The sequence below is a fragment of the Nocardia sp. NPDC052566 genome, from assembly GCF_044547285.1.
In the GTDB taxonomy this organism is placed as follows: Bacteria; Actinomycetota; Actinomycetes; order Mycobacteriales; family Mycobacteriaceae; genus Nocardia.
The window spans coordinates 18130-34036 of sequence record NZ_JBIUAF010000010.1 but is presented as its reverse complement, the minus strand read 5'-3'; the positions used below and the strand labels follow the sequence as shown (position 1 = coordinate 34036).

General features: G+C 68.6%; 18 protein-coding genes. 8 read left to right on the top strand and 10 right to left on the bottom strand.

Features of this window, described 5'->3' with window-relative positions; translation table 11 throughout:
- Nucleotides 1-60 precede the first annotated feature (60 nt).
- On the top strand, nucleotides 61-726 hold the full coding sequence (locus ACIG5A_RS42400; protein WP_397251067.1) for an SIMPL domain-containing protein: 666 nt from the start codon (nucleotides 61-63) through the stop codon (nucleotides 724-726).
- Here the strand turns inward: ACIG5A_RS42400 and ACIG5A_RS42395 are convergent.
- The 3 genes from ACIG5A_RS42395 to ACIG5A_RS42385 form a co-directional block, all read right to left on the bottom strand.
- On the bottom strand, nucleotides 723-1022 hold the full coding sequence (locus ACIG5A_RS42395; RefSeq protein ID WP_397251065.1) for a DUF1330 domain-containing protein: 300 nt from the start codon (nucleotides 1020-1022) through the stop codon (nucleotides 723-725). The two genes, ACIG5A_RS42400 and ACIG5A_RS42395, sit on opposite strands and share 4 nt — an antisense overlap.
- Before the next feature lie 93 nt (nucleotides 1023-1115).
- Nucleotides 1116-2540: a class I SAM-dependent RNA methyltransferase gene (locus ACIG5A_RS42390; RefSeq protein ID WP_397251063.1), complete on the bottom strand. Its 1425-nt coding sequence runs from the start codon at nucleotides 2538-2540 to the stop codon at nucleotides 1116-1118.
- Entirely contained in the window at nucleotides 2537-4531 is a 1995-nt protein-coding gene (locus tag ACIG5A_RS42385; RefSeq protein ID WP_397251061.1) for an APC family permease, read from the bottom strand. The genes ACIG5A_RS42390 and ACIG5A_RS42385 overlap by 4 nt, the downstream gene beginning before the upstream one ends.
- Before the next feature lie 245 nt (nucleotides 4532-4776).
- On the opposite strand from ACIG5A_RS42385, the gene ACIG5A_RS42380 reads away from it, so the two are divergent.
- Entirely contained in the window at nucleotides 4777-5442 is a 666-nt protein-coding gene (locus tag ACIG5A_RS42380; RefSeq protein WP_397251059.1) for a potassium channel family protein, read from the top strand.
- A gap of 2 nt (nucleotides 5443-5444) precedes the next feature.
- Complete coding sequence (locus tag ACIG5A_RS42375; RefSeq protein ID WP_397251057.1) at nucleotides 5445-6116, top strand: potassium channel family protein; 672 nt, start codon at nucleotides 5445-5447, stop codon at nucleotides 6114-6116.
- A 19-nt stretch (nucleotides 6117-6135) separates the two neighbouring features.
- On the opposite strand, the gene ACIG5A_RS42370 is transcribed toward ACIG5A_RS42375, so the two are convergent.
- The 3 genes from ACIG5A_RS42370 to ACIG5A_RS42360 all read right to left on the bottom strand — a co-directional run bounded on the left by ACIG5A_RS42370 (nucleotide 6136) and on the right by ACIG5A_RS42360 (nucleotide 8030).
- Nucleotides 6136-6762 (bottom strand): sigma-70 family RNA polymerase sigma factor, encoded by a 627-nt coding sequence (locus ACIG5A_RS42370; protein WP_397251055.1) that lies wholly within the window; start codon nucleotides 6760-6762, stop codon nucleotides 6136-6138.
- 149 nt (nucleotides 6763-6911) lie between these two features.
- The gene (locus ACIG5A_RS42365) at nucleotides 6912-7646 is read right to left on the bottom strand and encodes a DUF3159 domain-containing protein (RefSeq protein WP_397251053.1); all 735 of its coding nucleotides are present in this window, start codon (nucleotides 7644-7646) and stop codon (nucleotides 6912-6914) included.
- Between the two features lie 3 nt (nucleotides 7647-7649).
- Nucleotides 7650-8030: an OB-fold nucleic acid binding domain-containing protein gene (locus ACIG5A_RS42360; RefSeq protein ID WP_397251051.1), complete on the bottom strand. Its 381-nt coding sequence runs from the start codon at nucleotides 8028-8030 to the stop codon at nucleotides 7650-7652.
- Between the two features lie 130 nt (nucleotides 8031-8160).
- On the opposite strand from ACIG5A_RS42360, the gene ACIG5A_RS42355 reads away from it, so the two are divergent.
- Nucleotides 8161-8892 carry an alpha/beta fold hydrolase gene (locus tag ACIG5A_RS42355; protein ID WP_397251049.1) on the top strand — a complete coding sequence of 244 codons (732 nt, stop codon included), beginning with the start codon at nucleotides 8161-8163 and terminating at the stop codon, nucleotides 8890-8892.
- A 51-nt stretch (nucleotides 8893-8943) separates the two neighbouring features.
- Here ACIG5A_RS42355 and ACIG5A_RS42350 read toward each other — a convergent pair whose 3' ends face one another.
- Together ACIG5A_RS42350 and dut are read right to left on the bottom strand one after the other, a co-directional pair.
- On the bottom strand, nucleotides 8944-9798 hold the full coding sequence (locus ACIG5A_RS42350; RefSeq protein ID WP_397251542.1) for a DUF3710 domain-containing protein: 855 nt from the start codon (nucleotides 9796-9798) through the stop codon (nucleotides 8944-8946).
- 5 nt (nucleotides 9799-9803) lie between these two features.
- Entirely contained in the window at nucleotides 9804-10304 is a 501-nt protein-coding gene (dut, locus tag ACIG5A_RS42345) for a dUTP diphosphatase (RefSeq protein WP_397251047.1), read from the bottom strand.
- Between the two features lie 79 nt (nucleotides 10305-10383).
- Here dut and ACIG5A_RS42340 point away from each other — a divergent pair, with 79 nt between their 5' ends.
- Complete coding sequence (locus ACIG5A_RS42340) at nucleotides 10384-10869, top strand: DUF3093 domain-containing protein (RefSeq protein WP_397251045.1); 486 nt, start codon at nucleotides 10384-10386, stop codon at nucleotides 10867-10869.
- A gap of 27 nt (nucleotides 10870-10896) precedes the next feature.
- Here ACIG5A_RS42340 and ACIG5A_RS42335 read toward each other — a convergent pair whose 3' ends face one another.
- On the bottom strand, nucleotides 10897-11199 hold the full coding sequence (locus ACIG5A_RS42335; RefSeq protein ID WP_355036273.1) for a DUF4193 domain-containing protein: 303 nt from the start codon (nucleotides 11197-11199) through the stop codon (nucleotides 10897-10899).
- Nucleotides 11200-11575: 376 nt separating this feature from the next.
- Here ACIG5A_RS42335 and cei point away from each other — a divergent pair, with 376 nt between their 5' ends.
- On the top strand, nucleotides 11576-12256 hold the full coding sequence (cei, locus tag ACIG5A_RS42330; protein ID WP_397251043.1) for an envelope integrity protein Cei: 681 nt from the start codon (nucleotides 11576-11578) through the stop codon (nucleotides 12254-12256).
- Nucleotides 12257-12418: 162 nt separating this feature from the next.
- On the opposite strand, the gene ACIG5A_RS42325 is transcribed toward cei, so the two are convergent.
- Complete coding sequence (locus ACIG5A_RS42325) at nucleotides 12419-13333, bottom strand: inositol monophosphatase family protein (RefSeq protein WP_397251041.1); 915 nt, start codon at nucleotides 13331-13333, stop codon at nucleotides 12419-12421.
- Between the two features lie 180 nt (nucleotides 13334-13513).
- Here ACIG5A_RS42325 and ppgK point away from each other — a divergent pair, with 180 nt between their 5' ends.
- Entirely contained in the window at nucleotides 13514-14272 is a 759-nt protein-coding gene (gene ppgK, locus ACIG5A_RS42320; RefSeq protein WP_397251039.1) for a polyphosphate--glucose phosphotransferase, read from the top strand.
- A 67-nt stretch (nucleotides 14273-14339) separates the two neighbouring features.
- On the top strand, nucleotides 14340-15848 hold the full coding sequence (locus ACIG5A_RS42315) for an RNA polymerase sigma factor (protein WP_397251037.1): 1509 nt from the start codon (nucleotides 14340-14342) through the stop codon (nucleotides 15846-15848).
- The last annotated feature ends 59 nt before the right edge of the window (nucleotides 15849-15907 follow it).

Genomic DNA, 15907 nt, shown 5'->3' with positions numbered 1-15907 from the left:
CGTTGAGCACCTGACCACTCAGCCGAGGGCCAGCGCAGCCGATCGAATCAGGAGAAGCCATTGACCGAGCACACCCCGGGCACCGTCACCACCTTCGGGAGCGGCTCCGCCAGCGCCACACCCGATCTCATGCGGGTCACCATCTCCATCGAATGTCAGGCGAGCAAGGTCGCGCTGGCCTACAGCCGGGCGGGTGAGCGGGTCGCCGCGGTCATCAGCTCGCTGCGCTCGGACGGCGTCGCCCCGGCCGATATCGCCACCAGCGGGCTGTCGGTGCGCACCGAGACGGTGTGGACCGAGGGGCAGGGCAGCCGCATCACCGGCTACGTCGCCACCACGGATCTGACCGTCGGGCTGCGCGATATCGGCGAGAAGGCCGATCCGGGCCCCGCGGTCATCATCGCCAATTGCGTGGAGGCGGGCGGTGACGACGTGCGGCTCGGCGGGCTCACCCTCACCTTCGCCGATCAGGCAGGCCTGCTGACGAAGGCGCGCGACGCCGCGTGGGACAACGCGCTGGCCAAGGCGAAGCAGTTCGCGAGCCGGGCGGGACGGGCACTCGGACAGGTCATCGAGATCACCGAGAACACCGCCTCGGCCCCGCCGCCGATGCCGCGGATGGCGCGGATGGGCGCCGATATCGCGTTCGCCGCCGCGCCGGTTCCGGTGGAACTCGGCGAGAGCGAGGTCACCGCGACGATCCGCGCCACCTGGCAGCTGGACTAGCCCCGCTGGTCGATTCCCTTGATCAGCAACGAGACCGTCTCGGCTCCCGCGTGCCTGTCCTCGGAAATCGCCACGTACTCAGGCGATTCCGCCCAGGCACGGAACGCGGCCTCGTCCGGGAACGACATCAGCACGATCTTCTCCCGATCGGTCTGCCCCTCGATCACGGTCGGCGATTCGTCCGCGGCGAGCAGGGTCCCCGAATAGCGGGTGAACACCTCCATGAAGCGCGCCTGATACCGGTTGTAGGCATCGCGATCGGTGAACTTCAGTTGCGCCAACGCATAGACGGTCATATCCAGACTGTAGGTGTCGCACACCCTTTGATTCCCGCACACAACATCGCATGCGATTCGGTACGCGGGAAATCCGAAAGGGTGTGCGTTTGGTCAGCGCTGTAGCAGGGCTATGCACTCCACGTGGTGGGTGGCGGGGAAGGCGTCGAAGGCGCGCAGGTCGGCCAGTGCGTAACCGGCCGACTGGTAGAGGTTCAGGTCGCGGGCGAAAGAGGCCGGGTCGCAACCGATGTGGATGATGCGGTCGGTGCCGGTCGCGGCGACCGCGGCGACGACCTCTTTGCCCGCGCCCGCGCGCGGCGGATCGAGGACGACGACCTCGGGGGCGGCGCCGTCGGCATGTTCGCCGAGCCAGCGTTCCACCCGCTGCGCGCGCTGCTCGACCCACGGCAGATCGCGCAGGGCCGCGGTGCCGTCGGCGACCGCGGGCCGCGCGGATTCGACCGCGCGCACCGTACCGGTCTGGCCGACCTGTTCGGCCAGCCTGGCCGCGAAAACGCCCGCGCCGCTGTACAGATCCCAGGCCAGCGCACCGGGCTTCAGGCCGGACCACTCGGCCACCAGATCCGAATAGCATTGCGCCGCACCGCGATGCGCCTGCCAGAAGCCGGTCGCGGCGAGCTCCCAGCGGCGGCCCGCGACGTACTCGACCGTGCGCCCGCTGCCCGCCATGACCCATTCGTCGCGCGGTGCGTGCGTGGCGGCCCGCCGTGCGGCGGTATGCCTGCGGTCACCGCTCGCGCGCTCGTCATCGCGGGATCCGCTGGCACGCAATCGTTCTCCGCGCCGATCCGGCTGCCGGTCCCGGCCGCGCGCCTGCCTGCCTCTACCGTCCGCGCGCCCCCTGCGTTCCCCCGCCGCGTGTTCGCGACCGCCGGGCCGCTCACTGCCCGGCCGGTCGCTGCCCACCTCGGCGGGCGCCAATTCGACGACATGCCGGACGCCGTCACCGTCGACCGCGATCACCAGATCCGCGCCCGGCGTCCACAATCGATCGGCCACGCCGTCGATCGCGCCCGGAACCGGTTGCGGGCAGCGCAGATCCGCGAGCACGTCGGTGCTGCGGTAGCGGTGCACCCCCGCGCGCCCTTCGGCGTCGACGACCAACCGCACACGGGTCCGCCACCCGGTCACCGCGTCGCCGTAGCCGGTGATCGGCTCGACGAGCACCTCCCGTTCGATCTTGGCGACCCTGCGCAGCTGCTCGGCCACCACCGCCGCCTTCAGCGCGCGCTGCGCGCGCGGTGTCGCATAGGAGAAGTCGCAGCAGCCCGCGCCGCCGGGCCCGGAGACCGGGCAGGTGGCAGGCACCCGATCCGGTGACGCCTCCAGGATCTCGACCGCGTCGGCGCGGCAGAACGATCCGCCGCGATCCTCGGTCACCCGCGCGAGCACGAGTTCGCCCGGCAGCCCGTGCCGGACGAACACCACCCGGCCCTCATGCCTGCCGACGCAGAACCCACCGTGACCGGGCGGCCCGAGCCGCACCTCGAAAGTCGTTCCGTACCAGTCACTCATCCGGCGCGATCCTCATAGCCACGCCGCACCGCACCCGGCGCGTTCACCACGCCCGGCTTGCCCGCCCGGTTCGACGACGAGCTCAGCTGCCACGGCACGCTGGTCACCATCACACCCGGTTCGAACAGCAACCTGCCCTTGAGCCGCAACGCGCTCTGGTTGTGCAACACCTGCTCCCACCAGTGACCGACGACATATTCGGGGATGAACACGGTGACCACGTCGCGCGGGGAATCCTTGCGCACCCGCTTCACGTAATCCAGTACCGGCTTGGTGATTTCACGATACGGCGATTCGATCACCTTGAGCGGCACGGTGATATCGCTGCGTTCCCATTCGCGCACCAGCTTCCTGGTGTCGGCCTCGTCGACGTTCACCGTCACCGCCTCGAGCGTGTCGGGGCGGGTGGCACGGGCGTAGGCCAGCGCGCGCCTGGTCGGCAGGTGCAGCGTCGATACCAGCACGATGGAATGCGAGCGGCTCGGCAGCACGCCGTCCCATTCGTGCTCGTCGAGTTCGCGGGCCACCGAATCGTAGTGCTTGCGAATGAGTTTCATCACGATGAAGATCGCCACCATGGTGAAGATGGCGATGTAGGCGCCGGCGAAGAACTTGGTGATGAGCACGATGATCAGCACCGCGCCGGTGGCGGTGAGGCCGATCGCGTTGATCACCCGCGACCGCTTCATCCGCGACCGCTGCGCCGGATCGGTCTCCGAGCGCAGCAGCCTGGTCCAGTGCCGCAGCATGCCGGTCTGGCTGAGCACGAACGAGACGAACACACCGACGATGTAGAGCTGGATCAGCTTGGTCACCTCGGCGCCGAAGAGCACGACGAACGCGATGGCCGCGCCGGACAGGAACAGGATGCCGTTGCTGAACGCCAGCCGGTCGCCGCGGGTGTGCAGCTGCCGGGGCAGGTAGCGGTCCTGCGCCAGAATCGAACCCAGCACCGGGAATCCGTTGAACGCGGTGTTCGCGGCGAGCACGAGGATCAACGCGGTGACCGTGGTGATGAAGAAGAAGCCGATCGGGAAGCCGTGGAATACCGTCTGGGCGAGCTGGGCGATGAGCGTCTTCTGGTGGTAGTCCGCGGGCGCGCCGATCAGGTCCGCACTGTCGTGCGCGTAGACCAGGCCGATCTTCTGGGCCAGGATGATGATGCCCATCAGCAGCACGATCGCGATGGTGCCGAGCATCAGCAGCGTGGTCGCGGCGTTGCGCGACTTGGGTTTGCGGAACGCGGGCACACCGTTGCTGATCGCCTCGACACCGGTCAGCGCGGCACAGCCGGACGAGAATGCCCTGGCGATGAGGAAGGCGAAGGCCAGCCCGTACAGGTGCTCGTCCTCCGCCTTCAATCCGAATCCGGCCGATTCCGCGCGTAGTTCGTCACCGAGGATGAAAATCCGGATCAGTCCCCAGCCGAGCATCACGAACATGCCGATGATGAACGCGTAGGTGGGAATCGCGAACGCCGTACCCGATTCGCGCACACCGCGCAGATTGATCGCGGTGAGCACAATGATGGCCACCACCGCGAACAACACTTTGTGCGTGGCGACGAAGGGAATGGCCGAGCCGATATTGGAGGCCGCCGAGGAGATCGACACCGCGACGGTCAGCACGTAGTCGACGAGCAGCGCACTGCCGACGGTGAGACCGGCGGTCGGGCCCAGGTTGGTGGTCGCCACCTCGTAGTCGCCGCCGCCGGACGGATAGGCGTGCACGTTCTGCCGGTAGCTGGCCACCACCACGGCCATCACGAAGGCGACGGCGAGGCCGACCCACGGCGCGTACAGGTACGCCGAGATCCCCGCCGCGGAAAGCACGAGGAAAATTTCCTCCGGCGCGTAGGCCACCGATGACATCGCGTCGGAGGCGAACACCGGAAGCGCGATTCGCTTCGGCAGCAGGGTGTGCCCCAGCGAGTCACTTCGGAATGGCCTGCCCAATAGGACGCGTTTGGCGGCCGTCGTCAACTTCGACACTGGAGGGAGCTTAGCGGCATTCACGATGGACCCGGCGGCGGCAGCGCAGCAGGTACACAACTCAGGGGCCGTCGAGGCAGTGCCCGCAAGGTGTACGCGCACACAGAGGGGCCCGTGAACGGGTCCGCGCCGCAGGTTTGGTCGCACGCACAGGGGGAACCTGGGCGATGGAAACGTTCGAACGGTACCGTTCTGCCAGAAGAGAAGCAGACCGAACGCCAGGTTCCAGGAACGAGGGTTGCACGGTGTACGTAGTGATCATGGGGTGCGGCCGCGTCGGTTCGTCGCTGGCCCGCGCGCTGGTCCGGGTCGGTCACGAGGTCACCGTGATCGATCGGGATCCGAGCGCGTTCCTGCGCCTCGGCCAGGACTTTCCCGGCGAGCAGATCACCGGCGTCGGCTTCGATCGGGATGTGCTGACCCGGGCGGGAATCGAGCGCGCGGACGCGTTCGCCGCGGTGTCCTCCGGTGACAACTCCAACATCATCTCCGCGCGCGTCGCCCGCGAGATGTTCGGCGTCGAGCGCGTGGTCGCCCGCATCTACGACGCCAAGCGCGCCGCCGTCTACGAGCGCCTCGGCATTCCGACCATCGCCACGGTGCCGTGGACCACCGACCGGTTCCTGCGCACGCTGATCGGCGACACCAGCACCACCACCTGGCGCGATCCCACCGGCACCGTCGCGGTCACCCAGCTGACGCTGCACGAGGACTGGTACGGCCGCACCGTGCGCGATCTGGAGCGCGCGATCGCCGCACGGGTGTCGTTCATCATCCGGTTCGGCCAGGGCCTGCTGCCGAACAACAAGACCATCGTGCAGGCCGACGACATCGTCTATGTGGCCGCGACCTCCGGCAGCGTCGGCGAGGCCGTCGCACTGGCCGGTAAGCCCCCTGCGAGCGAGGACTGAACATGAAGGTGGCCATCGCCGGAGCCGGCGCCGTCGGCCGATCGATCGCACGGGAACTGCTGCGCGGCGGACATCAGGTGATGCTGCTCGAGCGTCAGCTCGACCACATCGATCCCGCCGCCATCCCCGACGCGGTCTGGGTGCATGCGGACGCCTGTGAGCTCGCGCTGCTCGAGGAAGCGGGACTGGAGACCTACGAGGTCGTCATCGCCGCCACCGGCGACGACAAGGCGAATGTGGTGCACAGCCTGCTCGCCAAGACCGAATTCGGCGTGCGCCGGGTGGTCGCGCGGGTGAACGACCCGCGCAACGAATGGCTCTTCGACTCCTCGTGGGGTGTGGATGTCGCCGTCTCCACGCCGCGCCTGCTCGCCTCGCTCGTGGAGGAGGCGGTGTCGGTGGGTGACCTGGTGCGCCTGATGACCCTGCGCCAGGGTCAGGCGAACCTCGTCGAGATCACCCTGCCCGGCGATACCGGGCTGGCCGGTAAGCCGGTGCGCGCGCTGACGCTGCCGAGGGACACCGCGCTGGTGACGATCCTGCGCGGTGGCCGGGTGATCGTGCCGCAGCCCGACGACCCGTTCGAGGGCGAGGACGAGCTGCTGTTCGTGACCTCCGCCGAGGCCGAGGAGGACCTGCGCGTCGCGCTGGCCCACCACGGCATCAAACCGTAACTCCCCGATACGGTTCGATTCACGACGCGATTTTGAGCTCCGCGCGCAGCTTGTTCAGCGCGCGGTGCTGCATCACCCTGACCACGCCGGGGCTGGTGCCGATCGCCTCGGCGGTCTGGGCCGCGGTCCAGCCGAGCACGATGCGCATGACGAGCACCTCGCGATGCGCCGGCGCCAGCACCTTCATGAGTTCCCTTGTGGCGGCGCGCCGTTCGGAGGCCAGCGCCCACTCCTCCGGGCCCGCCGCGGTGGACGCCGCGTCGGGGACCTCGGCCATCGGGTAGGACGGGTGCTGCTGGGAGCGGCGGAACGCGTCGGCGACCTTGTTCGCCGCGATCCCGTACACGAAGGCCAGGAACGACTTGCCCTGATCCCGGTAGCGCGGAATGGCGTTGACGGTGGCGAGCAGGATCTCCTGCACCACGTCGTCGGCGGTCACTTGTAGGTGCGAGGTGTTGCCGAGACGCGCTCCGCAGTAGCGGCGCACGAGCGGATGCACGATCCGCACGATCTCGGAGACCGCCTGGCGGTCCCCCGCCGCCGCGGGGCCGATCAGTGTGTCGAGTTCCGCCGAAACGCGGCGACTCTCCGACAGGGCCGGGCTGGTTTTCTTGGACAATGCCGCGGTGGTGTGCTCGGTAGCCAACGTCCGAGTCCTTTCTTGCCGATCGTTGCGTTTTCCGTGTCGCAAACGATCGTCATATGAACTCGGCACACCGGCCAGGCACCCCAGGGTGGGTCCTGCCCCACCTCGGCGGTACCTCTTACCCCACCCTTACCGAAAGCCCTGTCTATCTACGTGGCGGGAACCGCGCGAGCGGGCAGATGCCCCGCGCGACGCACCGCCCACACCGTGACAGCGAGCGCGACCGCCGTCAGCGGCCAGCCCATCGCGATGCGCGCGAACGCGAGCCAGCCCGTGTGATCGGTGTCGTAGAGCTGCGACTGCACCAGGTAGCGCGCGCCGAAGACGATCACCCAGACCGCCGTCGCCAGGTCGTAGAGGCGCACCGCGCGCCGGTCGGCACGCCAGCCGGAACCGTGGCCGTTCAGCACACCCCAGATCACCCCGGCCAGTGGCCAGCGCACCAGGATCGAGGCGAGGAAGACACCGCCGTACACCAGGCTGGTGTAGATGCCGAACAGGAAGAAGCCCTTCGCCTCCCCCATCCGGTAGGCGATGAACGCGCAGATGCCGACGCCGAGGAAGCCGGAGATGGCGGGCTGGATCGGGCTGCGCCGGATCAGGCGCCACACCAGGATCGCCGCCGCGACGCCGAGCGCGGACCAGATCGCCGCCGTGAGACCCCACAGCGTGTTCACCGGGACGAAAACGACAACCGGCAGCGTGGAATAGATCAGGCCGCTGAAGCCGCCCAGTTGCTCGAGCAGCGTCTGTTCTGCCGCCTCTTCACGCTCTTCCTCCTCCGCGCGCTCCGCTGCTGCGTGCGCGGCGTTCAGGTCGGTCGATGCGTCGAAAATATCGGTCGGCTTGCCGAACTCGGCGCCGTTGTCGTTGCTCGATGGCATACGTCAGCTGTTCCCGCGCAATTCGTAGTAGGGGTTGTAGATGACCTTGCGGCCGTCTCGGTCGCCGACGCGGCCTCGGACCAGAATGCGCCGCCCGGGTTCGATACCGGGAATGCGCCTGCGGCCGATCCACACCAGTGTGATGGCGTCGGTGCCGTCGAAGAATTCCGCCTGCACGCTCGCGCCCGCGGCCTTCGGACATGCCTCGACGCTGCGTAGCCTACCGAGCATGGTGGCCTCGTCGCCGCGGCGACACTCCGACGCGCGGCAGGCGCCCGACGCTTCCGCGGTCTCGGCAAGCTCCTCGGCATCCAACCGATCGAGATCCTCGGTCAGTCTGCGGCCTAATCGGCGAAAATAACCTGAGGCAGCCGATGACGACATTTCACGCTCTCCTGCATTAGAGCAAAGACGGCGCGGGTCGCACGCCGTCGTGGTCTTCGGGTGCACAGCCGTTTATGGCCGTACACCGCCACTGTAGATGGGTGCGGCGGCCCCCGCTACGCTCGGAGCGGTGTTCGCCTCCCCACACACAGTGCCGAATACCCCGCGGCGCGCGCCGTTAATCATCGCGTTGCCCGGTACCGGTTCCGACGCCGACTTCGCCCGGCGTGCGTTCGAACCCGCCTGTGTCGCACGGGGATTCGATTTCCTCGCGGTCGAACCGGACCCGCGCTGCGTGGTTGCCAGCTGCCGGGCCGCACTCGACGCCGCGGCCGAGGGCGACCGACCGGTCCTGGTGACCGGAATCTCGCTCGGCGCGGCCATCGCGCTGGAGTGGGCCGCCGAGCATCCCGGGGTGGTTTCGGGTGTGGTCGCCGCGCTACCCGCCTGGACGGGACCCGATACGGCCGCATGCCCCGCCGCGCTCAGCGCCGCCTACACCGCCGCCCAGCTGCGCGCCGACGGACTGGAACCGGTCATCGAGCGGATGCGGGCGGGCAGCCCCGACTGGCTGGCCGCCGCGCTGACCCAGTCGTGGCGGGCGCAGTGGCCGCACCTGCCGCAGGCGCTGGCGGAGGCCGCCGAGTACAAATGGCCGGATGCCGAGCGGCTGCGCGGCATCGCGACGCCGGTGGCCGTGGTCACCGCCGTCGACGATCCGGTGCATCCGCTCGCGGTCGCCGAGGAGTGGGCCGCGCTGCTCCCCCGTGCCGAACTGCATCGGATCACGCTGGATGAACTCGGCGCCGATCCGGCGATCCTCGGCCACCGCGGGCTCGGCACGTTCGACGAGAGTCGTTGATACGCCACCGGCCCCGTCGTCCACGCGGGACGACGGGGCCGGTGCGTCGAATCAGTTCAGGCCGAGCTGCTGCATGGCCGAGCCGTCGGCGCCGCGCCGCGGGCCGTCGGGTACACGCGGCGGCGGGGCCGCCTGCTGCGCTTGCTGGGCGGCGAGCACCTGCGCCTGCTGCGCCTCCACCTGCTGCTGATGCGCGGCGGCCAGCTGTTCGGCGAGCTCCTGCGGCAGCACCACCGGCAGCGGATCGCGCACCGGCAGCGGATCGGTGCCGCGCCGGATCACGGTCTCGCGCAGGATCGCCCGCGCCGCGCTGACCAGCGCCGTACCGTCGTCGGCCGCGCCGGACGGGCCGGCGGCGACGAGGCGGACCATCCAGCGGTAGCCGTCGACGCCAATGAAGCGCAGATCGGCGCCCTCGGTGACGGCGAGCAGTTCCCGGCCCCACGGACCGGTCTCGACCGCGACCCGCGCACCGTCGGCGCGCAGCGATTCGGCCAGATCGGCCGCGACCGTGCGCCACTGGCCCGGCGATTTCGGCGCCGCGTAGGCCGCGACGGTGATGCGGCCGTGCTCGGTCGCCAGGTGCACCGCCTGCGGCGCGCCGTCCGGGGACATCTCCACTTGCAGCTGACCGCCCGGCGGCACCGGCAGGATCACCGAGCCGAGATCGAGCCGCTGATCGAGCACCGCGTCCAGCAGTTCCGCGACGTCCTCGTAGTCGTAGGGGCCCGACCGCTGCGCGTCATCGCCCGCGGCATAATCCGCCGTGACGATCGGGTTCTCGTCGGTCGGCGGATCGTCGTCGTAGCCCGGCTCGTATTCCTCGGCGTAGGCGTCGTCGTAGTCGCCCGCCTCGTCGTACCGGTCGTCCTCGACGCGGTCCGACTTCTTCTTCTTACCGAACATTCCCATTACAGCTCCTTGCCGGTAGACCGGCCCACCCCTTCATTCTGCGCGGTCAGACTCGCGTGACCACCACTTGATCCGTAACCGCCCGCACCCCTTGTGGTTTCGTCGAGCGAATCGACCTCGACGAAGTCCACCAACTCCACCCGCTGCACCAGCAGCTGGGCGATCCGGTCGCCTCTGCGCAGCTCGATCGGCGTACGCGGATCGTGGTTGATCAGGCACACCTTGATCTCGCCGCGGTAGCCCGCATCGACCGTGCCCGGCGTGTTGACCACGGACAGCCCGGTTTTCGCGGCCAGCCCCGACCGCGGGTGGATCAGCCCGACGGTGCCCACCGGCAGCGCGACCGCGACGCCGGTGCCGACGAGCACGCGCTCTCCCGGCTCCAGGATGACGTCCTCGGTGGTGCACAGGTCGACACCCGCGTCTCCGTGATGGGCGCGTGTGGGGACAGGTATGCCGGGATCCAGCCGCAGCAGAGGTATCGGTGAAAGTCCACTCACGACCGACCAGCCTACGCGTAGGCGGTTTACCTTCGTGACTTAGTGTTGAGTCGTGTCGGACCAGCCCAACGCAGTGACTATGGACCAGAAAACACCGAGCCAGCATGCCTACCGCGAGCGCCTGTGGGTGCCGCTGTGGTGGTGGCCGGTCGCGTTCGCCATCACCGGGTTGCTTGCCGCCGAAATCCATATGGGCGCACCAGGATTGCGTGCCTGGCTGCCCTACGTGCTGCTGTTCCCCGTCCCGGTCTGGGTGCTGCTGTGGCTGAGCCGCCATCGCGTCGAGATCGGCGCCGATTCCTCGGGCACCGCGGAACTGCGCGTCGACCGTGCGCACCTGCCGGTGAACTTCGTGGCCCGCGCGGCCGTCGTGCCGTCGACCGCGAAGAGCGCGGCGCTGGGTCGCCAGCTCGACCCCGCCGCTTACGTGCAGCATCGCCCCTGGATCGGGTCGATGATCTTGCTCGTGCTCGACGACCCGGACGACCCGACCCCGTACTGGCTGGTCAGTACGAGAAGGCCGGAACGGGTCCTTGCCGCGCTCGGACTCCCGAGCGCGGGCTGACACAATTTCTCTCGGATCTGCGACCGCTCAGGCGGCGCAGTCCATGCAGATGAGCTGTCCGCCAGCTTCGCTGGCCAGCCTGCTCCGGTGGTGCACCAGGAAGCAGCTGGAACAAGTGAACTCGTCGGCCTGCTTCGGGATCACCCGAACAGACAGCACTTCTTCGGACAGATCCGCGCCGGGAAGCTCGAACGACTCCGCGGTATCGGATTCGTCGATATCCACGACGGCGGACTGTGCCTCGTTGCGACGAGCCTTCAGCTCCTCCAGCGAATCTTCCGACACATCGTCGGTTTCGGTGCGCCTCGGTGCGTCATAGTCGGTTGCCATGTCGTCTTCCCCTCGTCCTTACTCCGTATATCCCGGACCGGCTCGCGCCACACCGATTCCTGGTGGAATCGGCACGGAACCAGCCGTCCCGCCGGTGGTGCACGTCACACGTGTACCGGTCACCTATCAGGGCGGATCAGAGTGACCCACTCCTGATTGCGCTCGGTAAACGCAGGACATGCCCTGCTTGTTCCCGCGACCGATCACCGATTTCGCCGCCGATGATTCGATCTGGGCCGCCAGACAATAGCGGACCACGCGGCAAAAGTCGCAACCAAAACACAGACGAGTCGAAACTGAGGGGTAATCGACACCAACGGTGGAACTCGCCGAGACCTTGCGCAGCGCGCCCGAGACATTTTCGTAGAGTATGTCCGTGGTTTCACTGATCACCGAAGGTAGCCCAACCGACCGGACCGGTCGGCTCTTCCGACGTCGGCGCACCGAGCCCTGGCTGATATTGATCACCGTGCTGGCGCTGATCTGCGCCATCGTGTGGTTCAAGGCCTTCCTGACGCACGACACCAGCCACTCGGCGATGGCGTGCAACTCGCCGACGCCCGCGACCGATCCCAAGTCGCCGCAGCCCGCGCCGCTGGGACAGCGGGTCGGGCAGTCCAGGCTCAAGGATGTGGACCCGACACCGCTGGCCCAGTCCAAGGTCAGGGTGCTCAACGCCAACAACAAGGCGGGCCAGGCCACGCACATCGCCTCGGCGCTGGGCGATCTCGGCTTCGCGAGCGCGCCAGGGGTGCAATATGGTAACGATCCGGTATACGTCAACGGCGATCTGAACTGCACCGGCCAGATCCGCTTCGGGGTGAACGGCCGCCCGGCCGCCGCCTCGGTGCAGCTGGTCGCGCCGTGCGCCGAGCTGATCGAGGATCAGCGCGGCGACGACACCGTCGACCTGGTGCTCGGTGCGGTCTTCGGCGAATCGCTTCGCCCGAGCGCCGACGCCGAGGAGGTGCTGCGTTCGCTCAAGAACCCGGCGCCGGGCGGATCACCCTCCATCGACCCGAAACTGCTCGCCGCGGCCCGCCAGGGGCGCTGCTAGCAGTTCCGCCTCCCCGAGTATTCAGGCCAGACCTGAGTGCCTCGAGATCGCCGTTGGCGGCCGACGGTAGCGCCGTGGGCAGGTTTGCCCGTCCCCGGTGAGTTACCCATGGACCAACGAAATCAGGTGTCTCGTATCGCGGTCGGCGATCGTCGCCCGCGATCAGGCATCCGGAATGGCCTCGGTGGCGCCGACCCGCTCGAGCAGTGCGCTCAGCTCGTCGGCGATACCGGGCGCCGCGGCGACGACCAGATCGCCCGCGGTGCCGCTCGCGGTCGCGGGCGGCACGGTGAGCACCGCGCCCGCCTCCGCGGCGATCAGCGCGCCCGCCGCCCAATCCCAGGCGTTGAGCCCGTGCTCGAAGTAGGCGTCCACCCGGCCCGACGCGACATGGCACAGATCCAGCGCGGCCGCGCCGAACCGGCGGATATCGCGCACCCGCGGCAAGATCTCGGCGATCAGCGCGGCCTGCCTGGTGCGCCTGCGCGTGCCGTAGGCGAATCCGGTGGCCACCAACGACATCGACACCGTCTCGACCGGATTGCAGCGCAGCCGCTCCACCGCGCCGTCCCCGCCGACCCGCAGCGCGCCGAGACCGACGGCGGCGCTGTAGGTGTCGGCGCGTGCCACGTCGACCACCGCGCCCGCCACCGGAACGCCACCGCGCACCGCGGCCACCGAGACCGCGTAGCCGGGGATCCCGTACAGGAAATTGACCGTGCCATCGATCGGATCGACGACCCAGTACACCGTGTCGGGGTCGTCGACATCGATACTGCCGCCGCCCTCTTCGCCGAGGATGCGATCGTGCGGGCGCTGCTCGGCGAGCAGGCGCCGGATCAGCTGTTCGGATTCGGTGTCGACGATCGTCACCGGGTCGGTCGGATGGGCTTTGGCCTGTACAGCGCCGTCGACGCTGCCGTGCGGGCCGAACACCTCGGGGCGGCGCGCGCGCACGTGCGCGGCGGCCGTCTCGGCGAGATCGACGGCGATCCCGCGCAGTTCGGCCTCGTCGCCGCGCGGCGCGGGTGACTCGGAAATCAGGAAGTCGGACACAGGTGAAGTGGGTTCCGGCATGATCACCATCGCATCACAGATCCTCCGGAACGCGCAGTATCGATCTCGCATTACTCTTGTCGTGCACGACACAACGCCGTCGTCGGGCAGCCATCGCAGCGCCATGTGTGGGGCACGCGACGGCCCGGTGTAGCGGCGCAGTTCCTCACACCGGCCAGTACAGAGAACGAGGGGTTAGCCATGTCCGCTCGGGGGCACGCATTCGGCATCGATATCGGTGGCAGCGGCGTCAAAGGCGCCGCGGTCGATCTGGCCACCGGCGAGTTGCTGCACGAGCGCATCAAGATCGCGACACCACAGCCGTCGACACCGCAGGCCGTCGCCGAGACGGTGGCCAAGGTGGTCGCGCAGGCGAATTGGGACGGCCCCGTCGGCCTCACGCTGCCCTCGGTGGTGCTCGGCGGCATCGTGCGCACCGCGGCCAATATCGACAAGGCCTGGGTCGGCACCGACGCGCGCGCACTGTTCAGCACGGCGCTGGACGGTCGCGAGGTGACGGTGCTCAACGACGCCGACGCCGCGGGCCTGGCCGAGGACCGCTACGGCGCGGCAAAGGATTTCGGCGGACTGGTGCTGCTGCTCACCTTCGGCACCGGTATCGGCTCCGCGCTGCTGTACCAGGGCACGCTGGTGCCCAACTCCGAACTCGGCCACCTCGAGATCGGCGGCATGGAGACCGAGCACCGCGCTGCCGCGTCGGTCAAGGACCGCGACGGGCTCAGCTACGCGCAGTGGGCCGCCGAAGTGAGCACCGTGCTCATCGGCCTGGAGAATCTGTTCTGGCCGACGGTATTCGTCGCGGGCGGCGGCATCAGCCGGGACGCGGATCAGTGGATCCCGTTGCTCAGCAACCGAACTCAGGTGATTCCGGCGCATTTGAAGAACACCGCGGGCATCGTCGGCGCCGCCATGGCCATCGACGCGGGTATTACACCATGACCGAACCGCTTCGCGCGCCGAGTCATCCTGGGCATCGTGGGCTAGGTACCCTGGTTGGATCGTTACAATGGAACGTGCCCGGCGGCAAGCCGGAGAAACCAAGTCGGCGCTCCGCCGGCGAAACCCGACAGACCGCTCCGCCGGAAGACCACTCTGGCGTGACGCCGCACGAGACCGTCACGAAAGGGCGTACGTGGTAGCCACGAATACCCGTCAGACCGCCGAATCGGCCGATGCCGACTCCGCAGAAGTAACCGAAGCACGGCCGGTCCGGAAGGCTGCCGCGAAGAAGGCTCCGGCCAAGAAGGCCGCCGCTGCCAAGAAGGCGGCTCCGGCCAAGAAGGCCGCTGCCAAGAAGGCGCCTGCCAAGAAGGCCGCCGCCAAGAAGGCCGGACCCGACGGCGAGCCCGGCGTCGACGAGGGCCTCGAGGACGACAACCTCGAACTGGAAGATCTCGACGATCTCGAGGTCGACGCCGACGACCTCACCGAGGACGCCGAGGATCTGGTCGAGGATGCCGCCGAGGAAGAGACTCCGGAGGCCGAGGGTGAGGCCGACGAGCCGTCGGCCGCCGACAAGGCCTCCGGCGACTTCGTCTGGGACGAGGAGGAATCCGAGGCGCTGCGTCAGGCGCGCAAGGATGCCGAGCTCACCGCGTCCGCCGACTCGGTGCGCGCCTACCTCAAGCAGATCGGCAAGGTCGCGCTGCTCAACGCCGAGGAGGAGGTCGAACTCGCCAAGCGGATCGAGGCCGGCCTCTACGCGGCGGAGAAGGTGCGCGAGTTCACCGAGCAGGGCGAGAAGCTGCCGGTGGCGATGCGCCGCGACTACAACTGGATCGTCCGCGACGGCAACCGCGCCAAGAACCATCTGCTCGAGGCCAACCTGCGACTGGTCGTCTCGCTGGCCAAGCGCTACACCGGCCGCGGCATGGCGTTCCTCGACCTGATCCAGGAGGGCAACCTGGGTCTGATCCGCGCGGTGGAGAAGTTCGACTACACCAAGGGCTACAAGTTCTCCACGTACGCCACCTGGTGGATCCGGCAGGCCATCACCCGCGCCATGGCCGACCAGGCCCGCACCATCCGCATCCCGGTGCACATGGTCGAGGTCATCAACAAGCTCGGCCGCATCCAGCGCGAGCTGCTCCAGGACCTGGGCCGCGAGCCCACGCCGGAGGAGCTGGCCAAGGAAATGGACATCACGCCGGAGAAGGTGCTGGAGATCCAGCAGTACGCGCGTGAACCCATCTCGCTGGACCAGACCATCGGCGACGAGGGCGACAGCCAGCTCGGCGATTTCATCGAGGACAGCGAAGCCGTTGTCGCGGTGGACGCGGTGAGCTTCACACTGCTGCAGGATCAGCTGCAGTCGGTGCTGGAGACGCTGTCCGAGCGCGAGGCGGGCGTGGTCCGGCTGCGCTTCGGCCTCACCGACGGCCAGCCGCGCACCCTCGACGAGATCGGCCAGGTGTACGGGGTCACCCGTGAGCGCATCCGGCAGATCGAGTCGAAGACCATGAGCAAGCTGCGCCACCCCAGCCGCTCCCAGGTGCTCCGGGACTACCTGGACTGAGTGAGTTCGACCGTTCGATGATCGGGCCGCTGAGCATCAGCTCGGCGGCCCGATTTTCG